The sequence below is a fragment of the Viscerimonas tarda genome (assembly GCF_054601255.1).
Genome location: NZ_BAAHWV010000013.1, coordinates 1 through 20,530, shown reverse-complemented (window position 1 = coordinate 20,530; position 20,530 = coordinate 1). Strand labels below are relative to the sequence as shown.

The 20,530-nt window shown below is 44.8% G+C and carries 13 protein-coding genes and 1 pseudogene; 10 read left to right on the top strand and 4 right to left on the bottom strand.

Features of this window, described 5'->3' with window-relative positions; genetic code table 11:
- Positions 1 to 202: 202 nt before the first annotated feature.
- Positions 203 to 2,632, bottom strand: a complete 2,430-nt coding sequence (locus ACYPWY_RS07435; protein ID WP_459684809.1) for a glycosyl hydrolase family 95 catalytic domain-containing protein — start codon at positions 2,630 to 2,632, stop codon at positions 203 to 205.
- Between the two features lie 2 nt (positions 2,633 to 2,634).
- Positions 2,635 to 6,096: a glycosyl hydrolase 2 galactose-binding domain-containing protein gene (locus ACYPWY_RS07430; protein ID WP_459684808.1), complete on the bottom strand. Its 3,462-nt coding sequence runs from the start codon at positions 6,094 to 6,096 to the stop codon at positions 2,635 to 2,637.
- A 199-nt stretch (positions 6,097 to 6,295) separates the two neighbouring features.
- Here ACYPWY_RS07430 and ACYPWY_RS07425 point away from each other — a divergent pair, with 199 nt between their 5' ends.
- From ACYPWY_RS07425 to ACYPWY_RS07405, 5 genes are all read left to right on the top strand, one after another.
- A complete protein-coding gene (locus ACYPWY_RS07425) occupies positions 6,296 to 6,934 on the top strand; it encodes a nitroreductase family protein (RefSeq protein ID WP_459684807.1) in 639 nt (212 codons plus the stop codon).
- A 25-nt stretch (positions 6,935 to 6,959) separates the two neighbouring features.
- A complete protein-coding gene (lipB, locus tag ACYPWY_RS07420; protein ID WP_459684806.1) occupies positions 6,960 to 7,700 on the top strand; it encodes a lipoyl(octanoyl) transferase LipB in 741 nt (246 codons plus the stop codon).
- Complete coding sequence (locus tag ACYPWY_RS07415; protein ID WP_459684805.1) at positions 7,691 to 7,993, top strand: putative signal transducing protein; 303 nt, start codon at positions 7,691 to 7,693, stop codon at positions 7,991 to 7,993. The genes lipB and ACYPWY_RS07415 overlap by 10 nt, the downstream gene beginning before the upstream one ends.
- A 3-nt stretch (positions 7,994 to 7,996) precedes the next feature.
- Positions 7,997 to 10,675, top strand: coding sequence for a 4-alpha-glucanotransferase (locus tag ACYPWY_RS07410; protein ID WP_459684804.1), 2,679 nt, complete (start codon positions 7,997 to 7,999; stop codon positions 10,673 to 10,675).
- Between the two features lie 244 nt (positions 10,676 to 10,919).
- Positions 10,920 to 12,923, top strand: coding sequence for an alpha amylase C-terminal domain-containing protein (locus tag ACYPWY_RS07405; RefSeq protein ID WP_459684803.1), 2,004 nt, complete (start codon positions 10,920 to 10,922; stop codon positions 12,921 to 12,923).
- Between the two features lie 159 nt (positions 12,924 to 13,082).
- Here the strand turns inward: ACYPWY_RS07405 and ACYPWY_RS07400 are convergent, their stop codons facing one another.
- On the bottom strand, positions 13,083 to 13,391 hold the full coding sequence (locus tag ACYPWY_RS07400) for a hypothetical protein (RefSeq protein ID WP_459684802.1): 309 nt from the start codon (positions 13,389 to 13,391) through the stop codon (positions 13,083 to 13,085).
- A gap of 40 nt (positions 13,392 to 13,431) precedes the next feature.
- On the opposite strand from ACYPWY_RS07400, the gene ACYPWY_RS07395 reads away from it, so the two are divergent.
- The 3 genes from ACYPWY_RS07395 to ACYPWY_RS07385 all read left to right on the top strand — a co-directional run bounded on the left by ACYPWY_RS07395 (position 13,432) and on the right by ACYPWY_RS07385 (position 18,404).
- Complete coding sequence (locus ACYPWY_RS07395; protein WP_459684801.1) at positions 13,432 to 13,605, top strand: hypothetical protein; 174 nt, start codon at positions 13,432 to 13,434, stop codon at positions 13,603 to 13,605.
- Between the two features lie 90 nt (positions 13,606 to 13,695).
- Positions 13,696 to 15,180 (top strand): TolC family protein, encoded by a 1,485-nt coding sequence (locus ACYPWY_RS07390; protein WP_459684800.1) that lies wholly within the window; start codon positions 13,696 to 13,698, stop codon positions 15,178 to 15,180.
- Positions 15,180 to 18,404, top strand: coding sequence for an efflux RND transporter permease subunit (locus ACYPWY_RS07385; protein ID WP_459684799.1), 3,225 nt, complete (start codon positions 15,180 to 15,182; stop codon positions 18,402 to 18,404). The genes ACYPWY_RS07390 and ACYPWY_RS07385 overlap by 1 nt, the downstream gene beginning before the upstream one ends.
- An 82-nt stretch (positions 18,405 to 18,486) precedes the next feature.
- Here the strand turns inward: ACYPWY_RS07385 and ACYPWY_RS07380 are convergent, their stop codons facing one another.
- Entirely contained in the window at positions 18,487 to 19,212 is a 726-nt protein-coding gene (locus tag ACYPWY_RS07380; protein WP_459684798.1) for a DUF1573 domain-containing protein, read from the bottom strand.
- Positions 19,213 to 19,839: 627 nt separating this feature from the next.
- Between ACYPWY_RS07380 and ACYPWY_RS07375 the strand changes: the two genes are divergently transcribed.
- Together ACYPWY_RS07375 and ACYPWY_RS07370 are read left to right on the top strand one after the other, a co-directional pair.
- Positions 19,840 to 20,199: a helix-turn-helix domain-containing protein gene (locus ACYPWY_RS07375; protein ID WP_459684797.1), complete on the top strand. Its 360-nt coding sequence runs from the start codon at positions 19,840 to 19,842 to the stop codon at positions 20,197 to 20,199.
- Positions 20,162 to 20,530: pseudogene (locus ACYPWY_RS07370) on the top strand (hypothetical protein); the annotation flags it as partial. The gene ACYPWY_RS07375 and the pseudogene ACYPWY_RS07370, both read left to right, overlap by 38 nt.

The window sequence follows — 20,530 nt, the reverse complement described above, 5'->3', positions numbered from 1 at the left end:
CTTCCGTTGGAAGAGCCAGAATCGTTAGAACCGGAACTGCTTCTCCTTGGTTGCCGCTGCTTCGTCCAGCGATCTGTCATTATCGAAGCGCCTTTTGTTGTCCCGGTTCTAGTCTCCGTTTCGTCTATGTAGTCGCGTAAGTCAAGTTAGGTTTCAGCAGCAAAATCATGTATTTAGTCCCGCAGGGGACTAAACATCCTTCTCACCACCCAATCTCAATAGCTATATTTTTCCCTTTCGGTAGAGTAACCGTTCTGGCTATATTGCCTAGCAACGATTTTTCTACCGTTGTTTTGGCGTTGATGCGCTTGATTCCCTGGCGTTCAATCAGTGTGATGCTTTGGTCTATATCCGATTTCAGGATACATTTCAGGCTTTTCTTGTTTAAGTCCCAGCTCAAATTTTCGACCGTAACTCTGTTTCTTCCTTTTATGCCCGATACCGAACCTTTGCTCAACTCTTCGGGTAAAGAGGGCAACAGTTCCAGCACCCCCGGATTGGAATGCACCAGCATATCCATCATCAGGCCCGGAACGGTATTGCAAACATCGGCGCAATATACGCCAAATTTATTATTGTGCGACGACATCAGGCTATTGTAATAATAGTCGTCCGACATCAGATAGTGCAATTTGTTATATACCGCTCTCGAGTTTTTCAATCCCGATGCAACAAATGCGCTCACCAGATAGCCATGACCTGCATTTTCGTACTTGTTCTTGTCTTTTCGTTCCAGCGTATTGGCTATGGCATTGAATATGGCGGTGTTGTTTTCTTTCGTAATTTCGCGGTAAGGCCACATCATCAGCAGGTGGCTCGAATGGCGGTGGCTGTAACTGTCTTTCAGCCCCGGCCAAGCCCATTCTTGCAATCCGCCATCGGAATTTATCATGTAGGGCGGGAGTTTATCCAGTATTTTCGACCATTTTTCAACGCCCGCTCCTGCTCCCTGTTCCAATGACAGGATGTTGCTGGCTTCAATCAAGGCCGTCAGAATAAATTTTGCCCCCGAAATATCAAAGTTGGAATTATTCACCAGCGAAGCGCCTACACCCGGCGATTGTATTTCGGGCGAAACGGAACCGGCAAAAATATACTTCCCCTGTGCATCGGTATAAACCAAAAAATCCTCGTAAAAATGTCCCATTTCTTTCAGCAGCGGATAAAGCCTGTTCCGCAGAAAATCGGTGTCTCCTGTTACCAGATAATGCTCCCAGAAAGGATACAGCAGCCATGCCTCTTCTCCCGTAGCATATTGGTAGGGATAAAAGTCGCTTATCTTGGCCATCAATCCCGATGTGATTCCGGGGGTGTTACCCGAAGCCAACAATCCCCGGCAACCCAATAACTTCTGTGCATTTATGCGGAAGTCATTGGCCCACACCTCGTTCAAGTGAAAATAGCCTTCCATTGCTTCGGGCATATTGCCCACATTTCCGCCGCTCACCTGAATATTCAGGTTGGCATCCAGATGGTAGTAGCCACCCCAACCGGCATTGGTGTCTCCGGTCCAAATACCCAGCAAATCGGGTGGCGTTTGGTCGCTGCTGGACGATAGAAACGAATACCTGCCCGAATCGAAAATGCGTTCCCACAAGGCCAGTACCGGAAGCTTGGTTTCCTTTTGCTTGGCCAATAGCTCCTCATTACTAAGCGCACGCTCTGCTGCACTCGCACCAAAATCCAGATTTACCCTGTTATAGATTTTTGTGTGAGTTGCCAGTTGACCGGCCAGCAATTTCTTGTAATCCGCCGGATAGTTTTTCAAATCGCGTTGAACTTCCTGCTTGTTCCACTGCTGTTCGCAATCCCGGTAGTATTTTTCGGCACGTGTTATCATTATAACCGAATTGGCGTCTTTAATGTGCAACACATCTCCCTCAATGCTTTTCGTTCCACCCACAACTTCCACTCTGATAACGCCTTCGTAGCCTGCGCCACCGGTGTTAGCCGGATATTTTGCCCTGAAAACAAGGTAATCCCTTGTGGTTTCTTTCTCGAACTGCATACTTTTGGCTAGCAGCATGTCTTTTTCAACACCCAACTCAATGCTGCAAGTCAGTTTGCCTTTCGATGGAGCTGTGAGGGACTGTACAATAATATTGTCCTTTCGCGATACGAAAGATTTTCGTTCCCAGTTGCCTCGGTTGTCTTTCCATTTCACACTTATCTCGCCGGTTTCAAAATTGCAGACGCGCGAATAATTCGTTATTTCGCCATCCTGCGGGATGTTTATCGCCATCTTGAATCCGGGGTGGCGATTGCCTTCTCCTCCGTCTTTCCATTCGGAAGTTCTAACAGCTATTTCGTTCGCCTCCTTGAATCGCCCCTGAGCGCAAAACTTCTTTATCGAATCAAGATCGGCCTTACTCACCTGGGCAAAAGAGCGGTCGTGCGTTTTTGCCATGCTGAATTCCCGGTTGTTATAAATCACTGTCTCGTTCAAGGGATTACCGAAGACCAGAATCCCGATTTTTCCATTGCCCGAAACAAATGCATCCTGCCAATTCTTATAGTTCGTGGGATAAGTATAAGATAGGCCAATCCGCGCCGTTTTATTAGCGGCGGAGGAATTTTGCGCAATGCCCCAGAAACACAGGGCGCATACTATAAAAACCACTATTTTTCTCATTCTTATTTTATTTTCTCTGTTTGTTTATTAAATCCTTCAATATAAAATTCCGCTTTGCCCCCTTTTATGTACTTCGAGTTGAACTCAATCGTTATATCTTTGGATTCTCCGGGCATAAGCGAGAAGTAATTATCCTCGTAATAAACGGGCAAAACCAGTTCTTTTGTAGCTGAATTTACCGCTTTAATCCGTATCATAAGAGCCGGAACGTTCCCCGTATTATCTACGGTTACTTTATAACCTTTATTGTAAGCTAATGTAGTCGAAAGCTTGGCTTCGGGAATACCGGCCAGACCGGCATAATCGTATTTCTTGCTTGCATTTATCCAGGTAAAGTTATCGGCGAGTTGTTTCCCTGCCGCATCCTGCACCTTGGTTTTGATAAATACGATGCCCGAAAGTTCTTCCACCGGCGCTTTGAATAGCTCTTCCCTTGTATCGGCAGGCATCGACTTTTCGGCAACCTGCGATTTAACGAGCTTTCCGTTTATGTCGTATATCTCCAATGTAACGCGCAGGTCTTTTTTGTCTTCTCCGGTTGTGTTGCACAAAACAATGCCGTTAGTTTCCTGATTATAAATAGCATTCACCGGCTGATTGCCTTTTTTGATGCCAAAATAACCGGCGTTTGTATCGTAATAGTAATCGTAGGTTTGCCAAACCATTGATGGCCATGCCGATTGGCTCATCCACATCAGCATACCGTTGCTTCGGTTGGTATATACCGCCTCGAACATGGCTTTATGGCTTTCGTAATTCACCATTTGCGCCCGGGATACAAACGAAGCTAAATCGGTAAATTCGCCGTAACGCTTTGTTTTATTGATGAAAGACCCGCCTCCTTGCGCGCCTCCCAGCGTAAAATCGTGGATTCCCCAAACATCGTCAATTGGCCACAGGTGATCGGGCGGAATCATGCGCTGCAAACTCTCGATAGAGGGCATATTAACCATACCACGCTCGCTGTGAAGCGTTTGTCCCGTATTTTTGAAATACCATTCGGTATCTTGCGCCGAATACGGACCAAAACCGCTAACCGTTTCGGCAGCAGAATGCGGAATATAATGACGGGTACCATCCAATTCGGTGGTATATTTCAAGAAAGCGGCATCCAGCGTTTTGGGCGGCATCCCTTCGTTCCGTCCGCAATACAAGGCAATTGCGGCATGATGGCGGTTGCGTTTAATTTTATCTATGGTATTGGTCAAGAACAAGGCTTCATCGTCGGGATTAGGCCCATCACCCGGGTTGGCCAACCAAAAATCGTCCCAAATCAGCACGCCATATTTATCGCAGGCACGGTAAAATGCCTCGTTGCCGGTCATCCCCACCCAGTTGCGTATCATGGTAAGGTTAGCCTCGGCATGTAGGCGTACTTTTATATCGTAATCATCCTCTGTTGCCGCCAGATTCGAGTCGTCCATGCCCCAGTTGCCGCCCCGGCACACAATGCGCACGCCGTTGCAGTAAATAGTCATGGGTTTTTCCACATCGTAAGAATACTCACGCACGCCAAACTTAAATTCTTTGTGGTCGGATTCCTTGCCATCAATGTAGGCGGTCAGTTTGGCTGTGTATAGCGGCTGTTTGCCGTAAGTGTTCGGCCACCACAGCTCGGGATTGTTCAGTACCAGCTTGGAAGTAACATCCACTTCGCGGGTTTCGTCTCCGTTTAGCGTGAATGCCTGGCTTTCAAAGACGATATTTCCCGGTTGAATAATTCCCTTAACAACGACCGTTGAAGCAGTTTTATTGGCATTATGCAACTCGGTTTTCACAGTTAGCTTTGCTTTGGAAAAATCCTTGTGCTCTACATCCAAATCGGTAATAATCCAAGGATTCATAATTTGTACATCCTGTGTATAAGATAGATACACATCGTTGTAAATACCTGTATTGCGCCCGCGGATAGTTGGTACCCAATCCCAACCCACGCTGGCATGAATGGTTGGATTATCTGCGCCCAACGCGCCGCCATTTTTACCCGGAGAATCAAAATTTTGCAAGGTTACATCTCCCGGGGTGTCGTTTTTATGAATCAGGACGGCCAGATAATTATCGCCTCCATAATTGGCCAAATTTGTTATATCGAATTTTCCACGTATAAATGCGCCGTCGATGCGCCCCAGGTAATTCCCGTTGAGAAACACTTCGGCTTTCCAGTTGATGGCATCAAAGTTCAACCAAGTGAGTTTGCCTTTTTGCGCCGATGGTATTTTGAATTGGTTCCTGTACCAAAAATCGGCGGTAAAAAAACTGTCGGATATTAACAACTGTTGGTCGCCGTAATTGGGGTCGGGAATAGCTCCTGCCAGCAAATAAGAGCGCAAAACGGTACCGGGCGCCTTGGCAGGCAGCCACTTGTTATCGTCAAAAGCTTTCTGTGAAAGAACTTTTCCATCCTGCGTACCAACTTCCGAAGCGCGTTGCAATCGCCAGTTGCCATCCCGCAAGTACTGCTTATTGTCGATAACAGCCGGGGACTGTGGCTCATTTTTATATTCCAATTTATTTGAGCCATACACTTCCATTTCGACAAGCGCATAAGCTCCACCGCTGGCCGCCTGGCACAATAGCCGGACATAGTTGGCTTCTTTTTTAACTGCACAAGATTCTATTCCGCCTTTTCCATTTGCTTGGGTATAAACTGTTTGCCAGTCTTTTGCATTGTTCGATAGCTGGATTTTATACTCCGCTGCCCAACTTGTTTTTGCCCAATAAAGCTTTACTTCATCTATCTTGCTAAAAGTTCCCAGGTCAACATAAATCCATTCTTCGTTGGCGGTTTTACTAATCCAACGGCTATCCAGGGCTTTTCCGGCAGCAGGTCTGTCAATTACCGATTTGCCCTCTTTGTCGAATAAGTTCCAGTCGGTTACCTGTGTGCGTTCGTCGCCGCCGTTTGTTTTTATGTTTAGCCGGTAAAACTTGTAGGCTGTCGTGTTCTCAAATTTATATTTTTTAGGTTCAAAGCGCCTTTCAAATTTTTCATCCGAACGGGAATCCAATACAACAAAATCTGATCCGTTATTCGAGCCTTCCACCGTCCAATCTTTTGGGTCGCGCGGAGGAGAATCATTACCCGATGTGATTGAATAAGACGTAACTGTGTACGATTTTTGGTTGGGAAATTGAATCTGCACCCATGCCGACTTGTTGAATGTCAGCCATTTGGTTCGGCTCTTGTCGTCAAACAAAAAATTAGGCGTTTCGCCCTGGGGGCTGCTTCCGTACTGGTCGGTGAATATGGGGGAGACGTAGGTGTCTTCCGTAAATATTCCATCCGTAGCCAAATGACCTGTGGCATCAAAATTAACCGCGCTCGACTGATAAACCGCCCGTCGAAAAGCGATATTTCGTTTGGCCGCAAAAACACTGCAACTTACTCCGGCAAGCAGCAGTATAGTTAACAAAAAAACAGGGGAAAATGTGGGTTTGTTACAATTGTAAAATCTTAGTTGCATAAAATCGTTGGTATTAAAATTAAAAAAATCAGGTTCTTTTTCCTTTCAGAATGCTAAGTACGGAAATTGTATTAATGGACGTATTAGTTTTGTATTAATGTGGTGTTAAATTTCGATTAAAACGGATATTTATTTAAAAGCTAAGCGTTTTTTATGTAAGTTTGAACGTAATTTGTAGTTTCACTAAAAAAAGAAAGAGATGCAGACAAAAAGCGTAAAAAATCCGGTCAACCAGCTGTTGCTCGACCGCCATTCGGTGAGGAAATATGACAGCTCGGTAAAAATAGGCAGGGAGGAACTGAAGAACATCCTGCACGATGCCATAACGGCGCCCTCGTCGCTGAATTTGCAACCTTGGCGTTTTGTTGTTATCGATACGCCCGAAGGAAAAGAGCTGATAAAACCCTATATGATGTTCAATCAGCTGCAATGGGAAACTTCGGCGGCTATTATTGCCGTTTTTGGCGACAAGCAAAATATTTCCTATACCGAAAAAATCCTCGAATCGTCGGTAGAAAACGGCTTGATGACGGAAGAGGACAAGCAAAAACGCTTCGATAAAATACAATCTTTTGCCGGAGTATATACCGAGGAAAAAATAAAAGAGGTGATACAGTTCGATTGCGGCCTTGTTTCGATGCAACTCATGCTTGCCGCCAAAGCTTATGGCTACGACACCAATGCCATCGGCGGTTACCGGAAAAAAGAACTGACCGAAGCCCTCGGTTTGGATACGAACCGTTATTTGCCCGTTATACTGATTGCGATAGGTAAAACGGCGGAACCAAGCGTCAACACCATTCGTTTTTCGGTGGATGAAATAACGCAATGGAAGTAATACCGGAAATCTGTTCTCCCGAAATATGCAACAGGCAATAATATACAAGGACTTAGGCCTAAAACCCTACGCTGAGGCATGGGATTATCAACTGCGCTTGTTCAATGAGAATATTGCTGCCAAAGCCGAAAACAGGCCGACACAAAATACCTTGTTGCTGTGTGAGCATCCGCATGTAATCACTATCGGACGAAACGGAAAGGAAAAAAACCTGCTTTTTTCGGAAGAATACCTGAGAGACAAAGGCGTAACTCTTTTTAAAACCGACAGGGGAGGAGACATAACCTATCATGGGCCGGGGCAATTGGTGGCCTATCCTGTTTTTGATTTGGAAACCCTGCATATTGGCTTGAAGCAATATGTCAACAAATTGGAGGAAGTGATGATTCGGTTTCTTGACCAATACAACCTGAAAGCCTTACGAAGCGAGGGCGCCACAGGTGTCTGGCTGGATGATGGGACGAAAGGGCCGCGTAAAATAGGCGCTATCGGGGTGCGGAGCAGCCGGTATATTACCATGCACGGTTTTGCCCTGAATATCACAACCGACCTCTCGTATTTTTCGCTGATTAATCCCTGCGGCTTTACCGACAGAGGCGTAACCTCCCTGGCCAATGAAACCGGACAAGCGCCGGGCATGAACGAAGCAAAGGAAAAAATAAGTAAATTGTTTAATGATGTACTAGCCCCCCCACCCCCCGTAGGGGGGATTCGGAATTCCCCCGAACGGGGGGTGGATGGGCTTAATTTTGAATTATGGAATTGATTACGATTAAAACATTTGAAACTATAACCAGTCTGGGTATAGTGAAAAGCTATCTCGAATCGGAAGACATCGAATGCTTTGTGAAGGACGAGTTTATGGGAACCGTCTATGCCGGAATGGGTGTGAGTAGCTTATCTATTAAGCTTCAGGTAAGGGATTCGGATGTGGAAAAGGCCATACAGTTATTGATAGAAGGCGGTTATGCCCGTCCCGAGGACTACGAAGTTGACAAAACCATGCTTCGATTAAGCAAGTATTACGAACGGATTGTTGATTTTTTTAAGAGGAAATAATAGATGACAATCAACTTCAATATAGACTACTATACGCTTTGGGGCGAAAGCCTGTACATTTGCGGTTCCATCCCCCAATTAGGGGCGTGGAACGAGGAAAAAGCCCTTGCACTAAGTTGCCGGAACTCATCCGGCTGGTCGGCGCCGTTGGAAATAGAAGACGGACAGGCATTTGACTATTACTACTTTATAAAAAAGGACGATTCGGTAGTCCGCAGGGAATGGGGAGCTCCCCGCTCTGTTTCGCCGGATAAAGTAGCGGTTTTGGACTTGCTGGATGCCTGGCACGAGCAACCACAGCAGGAATTCCTTTATACATCGGCTTTCTCCGACAGTTTTTTTGCCCACAAACCTGCACAAAACAAAAAGCGCTTTAATCAGTCGATTCTACTGAATGTTGTATGCCCATACATCGAAAAAAATCAGGAATTGATTTTATGCGGTGCAACGGAGATTCTGGGCAATTGGGAGGCAGGCAGAGCTTTGCACCTGAACTTTTTGGGCAATAGTAGTTGGCAGCTAAGCATTGATGCGACTACTTTTTACACGCCTTTGGAATATAAATTGGCTATCGCCGATAAAAAATCGAAGGAGGTTGTGTATTGGGAAAACGGCGATAACAGGCTATTGAACCCCTTGTCCGACAGGTTGAACGAAAAAATTACCCGGAATATAGAACTTGTTTTCCGCCATAATCCGCTGTATTGGAAGGCGGCGGGCGTGGCCATTCCCGTATTTTCGTTGCGTTCGGAAGCCGGTTTTGGGATAGGCGAATTTTCCGATTTGATGAAGATGGTGGATTGGGCGGCGAAGACCGGGCAGAAAATTATTCAGGTGTTGCCGGTGAATGATACCACGATTTCGCACACCTGGATGGACTCCTATCCCTACAATGCCATTTCGATTTATGCCCTGCATCCCCTGTATCTGGGGCTGAAGGATTTTCCGCTGAAGAATAAAAAATTACTCGGTAATTATTTGCGAAAAGCGCAGAAGCTAAACGCATTGGCGTGTTTGGACTACGAAGCTGTCGCCGGTTTGAAGCGTGCTTACTTCAACGATCTTTTTGATGAGGCAGGGCAGGAAACGCTTTCAACCGCCGGATTCAGCGCTTTTTACGCGCTCAACAACGATTGGCTGTTTCCGTATGCCTGTTTTTCTTTTTTGAGGGATAAGTTTGGTACTGCGGCCTATTCCGAGTGGAAGGACTTTGCCGGATACGATAAAGATAAACTGGAAACGCTTATCAAAACGGACGCTTCGGCAAAGCGGGCAGTTGAGATGAGCTATTTTATTCAGTACCTGCTACATATCCAACTTTCGGGGCTGAAAAACTATGCCCACAGCAAAGGGGTTATCCTCAAGGGAGATATACCTATCGGGATAAGCCGGAACAGTGTGGAGGCATGGGTCGAACCGCATTTATTCAGGCTCGATTCGCAGACCGGGGCTCCTCCCGATGATTTCTCCGTAACCGGTCAAAACTGGGGCTTCCCCACCTACAACTGGGACGAGATGGCGAAGGACGGCTACCGGTGGTGGATCAGGCGTTTTCGCAAAATGGGCGATTATTTCGATGCTTACCGGATTGATCATATCCTGGGATTTTTCAGGATATGGGAAATTCCGCTGCATTCGGTGCAGGGGCTGTTGGGCTGTTTTAGTCCCGCGCTTCCGTTCACCCTGGATGAAATGGAGAGTACTGGATTTGTTTTCGACGAACAACGGATGATAGTCCCCCATATCCACGCCAATAACATCCCCCAACTATTCGGCGAATATACGCAGGAGGTGATTGACATTTACCTGACGGCCATAGATAGCTCCCAGTTCCGCTTGAAGGATTTTTGCGATACACAACTGAAAATCAAGAGTTTGTTTGACGGAAAGGACGATGAGAAAAGCAATATTATAAGAGAGGGGCTTTATTCTCTTTGCAACGAAGTGCTGTTTATCCGCGATAAAAAAGAGCCGGATAAGTTTCATCCGCGCATTTCCGCTCAAAATTCTTTCTCTTTTTTGCAGTTGGATGAGCCTTCAAAAATAGCCTTTAACCGGCTTTACGAACATTTCTTCTACTACCGGCACAACCAATTCTGGAAAGAACAGGCCATGCAGAAACTGCCCGTGCTTATTTCCTCGACCCGTATGCTGGTCTGCGGCGAAGACTTGGGGATGATTCCTCAGAGTGTGCCGGAGGTGATGGACGAACTGCAAATATTGAGCCTCGAAATTCAACGGATGCCGAAACGGTTTGGGTTGCTGTTCGAGGATTTAAGCACAATCCCCTATCTTTCGGTTTGTACGGCTTCTACGCACGATATGTCCACCATCAGGGGCTGGTGGAAGGAAAATCCGGCACAAACACAGCGCTATTACAACGAAGTTTTACAGCTTCGGGGAACAGCCCCCGAAGATTGCAACGCCGAATTATGTCGCGAAATTGTTTCGTTGCACCTGAAATCGGCTGCCATGCTGGTTATTCTGCCTTTGCAGGATTGGTTGTCGATGGATGCCGGATTGAGGAGGAAGAAGGCCGAAGATGAACGTATAAACATCCCCGCCATCCCCCGTCATTACTGGAAATACAGGATGCATCTGACGCTGGAACAGCTCTTGGGCGCCAAAGATCTGAATAATTCTATTGCCTCAATACTAGCTTCTTCGGAAAGGAATATTTGAAGAATTGCTAATTTGATTGTTTTTCTCTTTTATTATTCTTAGCTTTACGACAATTAAGTTCAAGGTTTAAAGTTTAAGGTTCAAAGTTCTTAATCACAGAGTGTGGTCGCGGTATGCCACGACCCTACTTAGGAACTGAGAATTGAGAGTTAAGAATTGAGAATTGTGTAGGGGCGGGTTTGAAACCCGCCCGTACGGAACCTTGAACTTTGAACTTTAAACTTTAAACTTAAAGAAAAGATATATGCTCAACCTGATAAAAAACGACCCTTGGCTCGAGCCTTATGCAGAGGCGATAGAAGGAAGGTATCACTATGTGCTTTCCAAAGAAAAAGAACTGACCCAAAACGGAGCGAGTACCCTTGGCGATTTTGCCTCGGGTTATTTGTATTTTGGACTGCATAAAACTGTTGGCTCGTGGATATTCAGAGACTGGGCGCCCAATGCTACCGAAATATACCTGATAGGGACATTCAACGGCTGGCAGAAAAGCGAAGACTATAAGCTATCCCGCATTGAGAACGGAAACTGGGAGATAGAACTTCCCTTGGATGCCCTGCAGCACGGCGACCTGTTCAAGTTGCTCGTATGCTGGGGTTCCGGCAGCGGCGAACGCGTTCCGGCCTGGAGCAGACGGGTGGTGCAGGACGAAAACACCAAGATATTCAGCGCTCAGGTATGGGACCCTGAAAAACCATACGTATTCAAGAAAAAGAAGTTTAAACCCGATACTTCCCCCCTGTTGATATACGAATGCCATATTGGTATGGCGGGCGAAGAAGAGAGGGTAGGTACATACGCCGAATTCCGCCTAAATATTCTGCCGCGCATAAAAGCGGATGGATACAACGCCATACAAATCATGGCCATACAGGAGCATCCGTATTACGGTTCTTTTGGCTACCATGTCTCCAGCTTTTTTGCTGCATCTTCGCGCTTCGGCACTCCCGATGAGCTGAAGCATTTGATTGACGATGCCCACAGGATGGGTATTGCCGTTATCATGGATCTTGTGCATTCTCATGCCGTGAAAAACGAAGTGGAAGGTTTGGGGCGTTTTGATGGTTCTCTGAATCAATATTTTCATGAGGGCGAACGGCGCGAACACCGCTTATGGGATTCGCTGTGCTTTAATTATGGGCGGAATGAGGTGATTCATTTCCTGCTTTCAAACTGTAAGTTCTGGCTTGAGGAGTATAAATTCGATGGATTCCGTTTCGACGGGGTAACGTCCATGTTGTATTATAGTCATGGTATGGGCGAAAACTTCGGCAATTACGGCGATTATTACAATGCCGGACAGGATGGCGATGCCATTGCCTACCTCACATTGGCCAATAAAGTGATTCATCAGGTCAATCCCGAGGCCATTACCATTGCCGAGGAAGTGAGCGGAATGCCGGGCCTGGCCGCAAAATCCGAAGACGGCGGATACGGTTTCAACTACCGCATGGCCATGAATATCCCCGACTACTGGATTAAAACAATCAAAGAAAAAAGAGACGAGGACTGGCTTCCGTCCGCGCTATTCTGGGAATTGACCAACCGCCGTAGCGACGAAAAAACAATCTCTTATGCCGAAAGCCACGACCAGGCTTTGGTTGGCGATAAAACTATTATATTCAGGCTGATAGATTCGGATATGTACTGGTTTATGTCGAAGCTTTACGAAAGTTCTTTCAAAACCGACAGGGGAATTGCTTTGCATAAAATGATACGATTGGCTACCGCAACTACCATCAACGGCGGCTACCTCAACTTCATGGGGAACGAGTTCGGGCATCCCGAATGGATAGATTTTCCGCGCGAGGGAAACGGCTGGTCGCATAAATACGCCCGTCGCCAATGGAGCCTTGTCGATAATCACGACCTGAAGTACCATTACCTCGGCGATTTCGACAGAGATATGCTTGCGCTCATCAAAACCGTGCCACATTTTGAACAAACTCCGGTAGTGAAGTTGTGGGACAAGGACGATGATCAGGTGCTGGCCTATATGCGTAAGGGTCTGCTGTTTGTGTTCAACTTCAATCCCCATAAATCCTTTACCGGTTACGGCTTTCTGGCTCCCGAAGGCGAATACCAGATTGTGCTGAATACCGATTCGCTCATCTATGGCGGAAACGGCATTATAGACGAATCGGCGCCACATTTCACCCAACCCGATCCGCTATATCAGCCCGATAAAAAAGGCTGGCTTAAACTGTATATTCCAGCACGCTCGGCTATTGTGTTGAGGGGTAAGTGAATTTTATTGTTTTATGGGATATGTGGGGTTACAACTATTTTGCCCCTACTTGTTTGTCATTGCGGGCTCCGACCCGCAATCTCCCAGTAAACAAATATTTCCTACGTGGAACTCCGTGGTAAAACAATTCCGTGGTAAAAAATCAATTAATAAACTTAATCAGTCGGCTCTCATTACCGCAACGGAATTGCATAATATATAGGCGCCCGGGGCCGGAATCGAAAACGGAACATTGGGGCTACGGCTTTCAAATGACGAAACCGGTTGTCCCAATGCATTATATACTTTGATGTACTTGTTTTCTACCCCGGTGTAGCCCGATTTCAAAACGAAGTTGCCGACGCCGATTTTTACGATTGAGGCTTTCGCTATGTTGCTTTCATCTATTCTTTGTGTGGTGTCCAGTTCCAAGTTCAGGCTCCGTAAACCCCAGCCGTATTCTCCTGATCTTGTTATTGACGCCTCCACTTTATGTATACCGGCAGGAATAGTTTACAACATTGATAGCTTGCCCATAACGCTGGACGAACAGGAACAGCCCTATTTTTTTATTCTCAATGGCAATCTGAGTATGCGGAATGTTTTTATTCCAACTAAAGAAGACAGCAATTACACAGCCGATTACCTTGACTGTTTAGGACATAAATACTGGCACAGTTCGCATGAAAATCACAAGCATTAAGAAACTGTTTCAAATTACATAAAGATTTCGCTATTTTCAGTATATTTACAGCGTTTTAATTGCGAAATATTTTAATCTGTGCCTGAAAATATGAACTCAAAGATATTACTGGTAAGCGCTTTTTCTTTTTTCCATGTCTTTTCTTTAAAGGCACAGCCGCTGAAATTAAGCCTGCAGGAGAGCATCGAAATAGCCAGCGACAGTTCGCTTCAAGCTTTCAGCTCAAGAAACCTGTATATGGCAAGGTATTGGGAGTACCGGACATTCAAGGCAGGCCGGTTGCCCTCGCTCAGCCTGAAAACAACTCCCATAGCCTACGACAGGCGGTTCCTATCCCGTTACGATTCGGGCAGCAACACAGATATTTACCGGCAGCAACAATCGCTGAGGTCATCCGGCAACATGTCTATAAGCCAGAATTTCGATTTAACAGGCGGAACATTCTTTATCGATTCGGAACTGGGCTATTTGCGGAATTTTGGCGATAATACCTATTCACAATACACCACCGTCCCCATCAGGATAGGCTATTCTCAGGCGCTTTTCGGATTCAACAGCTTTAAGTGGGAAAAAAAGATAGAACCATTGAAGTTTGAAAAAGCAAAACGGCAATTCATCTATTCCAAAGAAGAAATATCGGAATCGGTTATCCAATATTTTTTCAGTTTGGCCATGGCGCAGAAAGAGTACGATTTAGCGCTGGAAAATGTGGCCTCAACCGACACGCTGTACCGCATCGGGCAGGAACGCCACAAGATAGCCTCCATTTCTCAGGCCGACCTGCTAACGCTTAGGCTGGATGCCGTTAATGCAAGAAACAGCTTGAAGAATAGCGAAATCGGTTTGAAACGGGCCATGTTCGGCTTTGTTTCTTACCTGAATATGGACAAGGAAACGCAAATCCGCCTCGAACTGCCCGACCGTCCTCATGCGCTTGCCATCCAGGTGGAGGAAGCCTTGCAGCAAGCCAAGGAAAACAACCCCGATTATCTGGCTTACAGACAGGAGATGCTGGAAGCCGAGAGGGAAGTTGACCGTACAAAAAAGAGTTCCAATTTCAGCGCCAGCTTTTCGGCAAGTGTCGGATTCAACCAAACGGGAAGTACGCTTTCATCGGCATACCAAAATTCCTTGCCTCAAGATATTGTAAGCGTTGGACTTACCATACCGCTAGTGGACTGGGGGGTGAGAAAAGGCAAAGCCAATATGGCCAAAAACAACCTGAACGTAACCAAAATATCCATCCAGCAGAAAGTGATGAAACTGGAGCAGGATGTGATGATGACAGTCAACGACTTCAACATTCAGCAGGACTTGATTGCCAGCGCCGAAGAAGCCATGGAACTGGCAAACATGGCATACAACAGCACCAAGCAACGGTTTATAATAGGAAAAGCCGATATAAACAGCCTGACCCTTTCGTTGAACAGGCAAAATTCGGCGCAGAAAAATTACATCTCCGCCCTGCAGAATTACTGGCTGAGCTATTATAAAATACGGAAACTCACCTTGTTCGATTTTGAGAAAAAAGAATCGCTTTCATTCCTGTTCGATGAAATAATGAGTATCCGCTGATGGCGCAAAAATTTAAAATATCCAGCTTCTCCATCATCCTTACTTTTGTCTGCCTGACAATTGTGGGCCTGGCTTTTATACCCCGCCTGCCTGTCAAACTGGCTCCATCACAAGTCCTTCCCCAAGTCAATATCAGTTTTACGATGCCGGGCAGTTCGCCGCTTGTTGTGGAGATGGAAGCCACGTCAAAACTCGAAGCGATGTTCAACAGGATGAAAGGCATTCAAAAAATAAGTTCATCCTCCGGCAACGGGACAGGCAACATTACTCTCAGCCTCGACAAACACGCCGATATAGATGCCGTTCGTTTTGAAGTTTCAACGATTGTCAGGCAAACATGGGCGCAACTTCCCAAAGAAGTAAATTACCCCTCCATTTCGTTGAGCCGTTCCGACAATGAATCCACGAAGCCTTTTCTCAATTATACCATTATCTCACCGGCTTCCCCCATATCCATTCAGCAATTTACCGAAGACCGGATAAAAAACAGCCTGTCGCAGATTGAGGGCGTTTACCAAATCAATATCAGCGGAGCCAATCCCTTGGAATGGCAGCTTGAATACGACTACCATCATTTGGAAAGCCTGGGAATCACTACCGGAGACATCCGGTCGGCAATTGACATGTACTTGAAAAAGGAATTTCTGGGAATCGCCTCAACCGTATCCGCCAATGGAGAAAAGCAATGGATACGCTTGGCGCTTGCCTCCAACTTTCAGCAAGCCGACAAGGTCGTTTTAGATAATATCGAAATTAAAAACATAAACGGGAAAATCATTTACCTCAAAGATATTGTAACCATCAGCAGGGCAGAATCCCAACCCAACAGCTATTACCGGATAAACGGGAAAAACACCATTTACATGTCTGTGATTGCCGATGAAACGGCCAACCAGCTGGAATTGGGAAACACCATCAAGGGAAAGCTAAATGAACTTCAGGCGGGCTTTCCGGCAGGTTATGAAATCCAGTTGAGTTACGATGCTACGGATTACATTAAAGACGAATTGAACAAGATTTATTTCAGGTCGGGATTGACAATTCTTATCCTTTTACTTTTTGTGCTGTTCGCCTACCGCAGTCTTAAATACAGCTTGCTAATCACGCTCTCCTTGTTTATCAATCTGGTCATTGCCGTAATCTTTTACTATATCTTCCAACTGGAGATTCAGTTGTATTCTCTGGCTGGAATTACCATATCCCTTACATTGGTGATTGACAATACGATTGTGATGTCCGACCAGATAATCCACCGGAAGAATAAGCAAGCCTTTCTTGCCATCCTCACGGCAACCATAACGACCATCGCCGCCTTGTCAATTATATTCTTTCTGGATGAAAAAACACGCTTGAACCTGAAAGATTTTGCCGCCGTTCTTATCATTAACCTCTCCATATCCCTGCTGATAGCTTTATTCCTCATTCCGGCTTTAATTGACAAGCTAAAAATAGGAGACAAACCGGCGAGAAGATTCCCCAAAATAAGATTCCTTCGTTTACCTGAGCGGATTAAAAAGAGAATCAGACCCAAACGAATGACAGTTTATTTCTACCGGTTTTATGCCGCTTTTTGTCGCTTTACATGGCGAAGGCGCATTATTGTTGTATTGCTGGTTATGCTGTTATTCGGTTTTCCGGTATTCCTGTTACCCGATAAACTGGAGGGTGAAAGCCGTTTCGATAATTTGTACAATGAAACTTTGGGGTCAAGCAACTACAAGGAAAACATCAAGCAATACGTTGATATGGCTTTGGGAGGAACTTGGCGACTTTTTGCACAGAAAGTCTATGAAGGCTCTTATTTTACCGACAGAGGCGAGGAGACTTCGTTGTTTGTTACAGCTACCCTGCCACACGGAGCAACCGTTCCACAACTGAACGGCCTGATTCAGAAAATGGAAGCGTATATCGCTCAATACGCCGAAGTTATGCAGTTCGAGACCAGTATAATGGGGGCAAACAGGGCCAGTATCAGTATCCGCTTTACCAAAGAGCATCAGCAAAGCAATTTTCCCCACATACTCAAATCCAACCTTGTCAGTAAATCCCTCGAATTGGGAGGAGGCAGCTGGGCGGTTTATGGCGTTGGCGATGGATTTAGCAACGATGTAAAAGAGCAGGCAGGCTCTTACCGTGTCGAGATGTTTGGATTTAACTACGATGAACTGCTTTATTGGGCGGAAGATTTTAAGGCCAAACTGTTGAAACACAGGCGGATAAAAGATGTAACCATCGGTTCGGAATTTAGCTGGTACAAAACCGATTACATGGAATTTACATTCGATATAAATAAAGAACGGCTGGCACAGGAAGGAATACAACCCATGCAACTTTTCTCAGCCATAAAACCCATCTTTGAAAAAAGAGTGTATGCCGGTCAGCTTCTACAACCTGCCGGATTGGAGCAAATTGTATTGAATGCCAGGCAATCGAAAGAGTACAATGTATGGGATATGAACCATATACCGGTCAGGCTGGGCGAAAAAGAGTTTAAACTGTCGGAACTGGTTAGCATAGAAAAACGCCAAGCCCCGCAAAAGATTGCCAAAGAAAACCAGCAATACCGCCTGTGCTTGCAGTATGAATACATCGGCGCTTACCAGCAAGGCAACAGTGTGCTGGAAAAAAACGTAGAAGAATTTCAGGCGCAATTACCCATTGGCTATACTGTAAAAAACAGCAATAACAACTCACGGGGCTGGGGAAAAGAACAAACCAGCCAGTATTGGCTATTGGCGCTTGTGTTTGTTATCATTTACTTTTGTTCCGGCATCCTGTTCAATTCGTTGAAGCAGCCGTTTTATGTGATTTTCATCATTCCCATTTCATTTGTGGGTATTTTCCTGACATTTTACTGGTTTAAGCTGAACTTTGACCAGGGCGGATTTGCCGCATTCATACTCCTTTCCGGCCTGACGGTAAATGCCAATATCTATATTCTGAATGAGTATAACAACATTCTGAAAAGCCGGAAGATAAATCCGTTGAAGGCATACATAAAAGCATGGAATGCCAAAATAAGGCCTATCCTGCTTACAATAATCTCAACCATACTGGGATTTATCCCGTTTATGGCAGGCTACAAGGAGGGTTTCTGGTTCCCCTTGGCAGCAGGTACTATCGGCGGGTTAATCGTGTCTTTTATCGCTACTTTTTGTTTCTTACCTTTGTTTATGGGAGTGGGGAGGAGGAAGAAAAACCGTACTATATTTCAAAAGAGATAGAAATAGACGGTGATTGTTTTCTGGAAATAGCCGGTGGATATACTTTGATTTCGGTAGGTTACAGCCCGCTCGCCATTGATATTTATTCAATGACATTAGCTTTGAAAATTAATCGTATTGGATGCTTGGATTGATTATGAGACACCATGATTATTTTTGAATTATAACCAGATGTTTCTGGAGTAAATAATACAATCAACTCAGATGATTCATTTTCTTTCAATGCGGCCTTATCCCATTGAGGAATTGTACAACCACAAGAAGAATTAACGTTTTCAATGACTAAGGGTATTGAGGAAGTATTGGTGTATTTAAAACTAATTTTTTGAGTTTTATATTTCTTTATTGTCCCTAAATCGACCAAGCTTTCATTGAATATTTCAGAACCTAAATATTTATTATTCAGCAGATAATAAATATCTGCATAATATTTCTTTGATATTGCAGGAAATTCCTTTGAAGGGAAGAAGACATGTTTAGCATGAAAATTTGTACTCATTAAAAACAAATACGGATTGCCATATTCTTCCATTGAATTAGGTAATAAGTCCAAACTCTCTCCAAATGGAAGAAAATAAATGGGGAATTGAATATTATATTTTTCTTTAGCCAGTTTAAGCGCCCGAGAAGTACTGTAACTTGCAAGACCAACCACGTTGTTCCGAATATTCGATTTGTCTATTAATTCAATTTCTGATTTTATACATACCTCACAATTGCGTTCACTAAACCTGATAACTAATGATGGCTTTTTAAAAATGCTATCAATTGTGTGAATGTTTCCGTCTATATCTTTTAGGTATATCATTATGTGTAGGAAAGTCTTATAAATCAGCACTTTGTGCTTTCATTTCTTCGTATGGGGTACGATTTAGAGCGTTTGCAGAGGTCTTTTTTGACTACGCTTGTCCTGCCTATGTCTGCATAAAACTACGGCACAAAATTACAACTATTTTTTCAATCAAACAAGAAAAACGCACAAAAAATCATATCTGAATATCAATTATTTAAGTGAGGTGCAAGGTGCAAGCGCATATTTATATATATGCGCTTGCACCTTGCACCTCAAAATGACCTGTACTGTCGCCGCTTCCCACTTTAAATCTTCCATTTTCATTTTTTTTTGAGGCAATATTTAACCTCCGGAATTTTTTTTGCCTCGTTTTTACTGCATTTCAACGTTAAAATTCTTCATTTTCGGCATAATATGCTTATTTACAGCTATCTGTGAGCAAACGAAAAAAGTTTAGAGAAAAACGCCCGTTTTGTCTTCTTCGTGTATTTCTTCAATCATTCAACTTGCTGTTTATTATACTGTTACAAATTTTAAAATCTGCCTGACAAGCCAATTTTGCACTTTCCTTTCTAAAGTTTAGAAATGGACTTTTGCCGTCTTCCGACCTTTGCAGCGGAATTTAATTTAATGTAATTTAATATGGAAGTAATAACAGTAGAATCACAGGCATTCAAGGATTTAACGGCAAAAATCAACACGATTGCCAAATTCGTCGCCGCCATTCAGAGCAAGGCGGAGGAAGAGCCGGAAGACGGCTGGGTGGACAGTTACGAAGTCTGCACCTTTTTGAAAATCAGCGGACGCACGTTGCAGCGTTTGCGCTCCTCACACTCAATCAATTACTCGCAAATTCGTGGGAAAGTCTTTTACCGTATCAGCGAAATCCAGCGTCTGTTACAGGACAATGTTATCCGCCGAAGCGATGAACATTTGCAGGATTTAATCAAAAACCACCAACTGTATGTTGAACAAAGACGAAATCTTAAAACGGACAAATAGCGGTTTGGATGTGTTCAAACACTGCATTGCGGGGCAATGGCGGGTCGGTCGCAATTTTTTCAATCCGCTTTACGAAGACAGGAAAGCCTCGTGCAATATCTATTATGACCGCCGCAGTCAAGCCTATAAGATGAAGGACTTCGGCAACGATGCTTTCAGCGGCGACTGCTTTGATATTGTCGGCAAAATCAAGGGCTTGGATTGCAATAATTCAAAGGATTTTATCGAAATCCTGCAAACAATTAACCGCGACTTGTCGCTGGGTATTGACGAAAACGATACTTCTTTTGTCGTTTCGGTTTCAACTCCCGACAGCAAGCCGAAAAAACAG

Coding starts and splice junctions, on each gene's coding strand:
- ACYPWY_RS07435 (WP_459684809.1), bottom strand. CDS start 2,632: ATGAGAAAAATAGTGGTTTTTATAGTATGCGCCCTGTGTTTCTGGGGC.
- ACYPWY_RS07430 (WP_459684808.1), bottom strand. CDS start 6,096: ATGCAACTAAGATTTTACAATTGTAACAAACCCACATTTTCCCCTGTT.
- ACYPWY_RS07425 (WP_459684807.1), top strand. CDS start 6,296: ATGCAGACAAAAAGCGTAAAAAATCCGGTCAACCAGCTGTTGCTCGAC.
- lipB (WP_459684806.1), top strand. CDS start 6,960: ATGCAACAGGCAATAATATACAAGGACTTAGGCCTAAAACCCTACGCT.
- ACYPWY_RS07415 (WP_459684805.1), top strand. CDS start 7,691: ATGGAATTGATTACGATTAAAACATTTGAAACTATAACCAGTCTGGGT.
- ACYPWY_RS07410 (WP_459684804.1), top strand. CDS start 7,997: ATGACAATCAACTTCAATATAGACTACTATACGCTTTGGGGCGAAAGC.
- ACYPWY_RS07405 (WP_459684803.1), top strand. CDS start 10,920: ATGCTCAACCTGATAAAAAACGACCCTTGGCTCGAGCCTTATGCAGAG.
- ACYPWY_RS07390 (WP_459684800.1), top strand. CDS start 13,696: ATGAACTCAAAGATATTACTGGTAAGCGCTTTTTCTTTTTTCCATGTC.
- ACYPWY_RS07385 (WP_459684799.1), top strand. CDS start 15,180: ATGGCGCAAAAATTTAAAATATCCAGCTTCTCCATCATCCTTACTTTT.
- ACYPWY_RS07380 (WP_459684798.1), bottom strand. CDS start 19,212: ATGATATACCTAAAAGATATAGACGGAAACATTCACACAATTGATAGC.
- ACYPWY_RS07375 (WP_459684797.1), top strand. CDS start 19,840: ATGGAAGTAATAACAGTAGAATCACAGGCATTCAAGGATTTAACGGCA.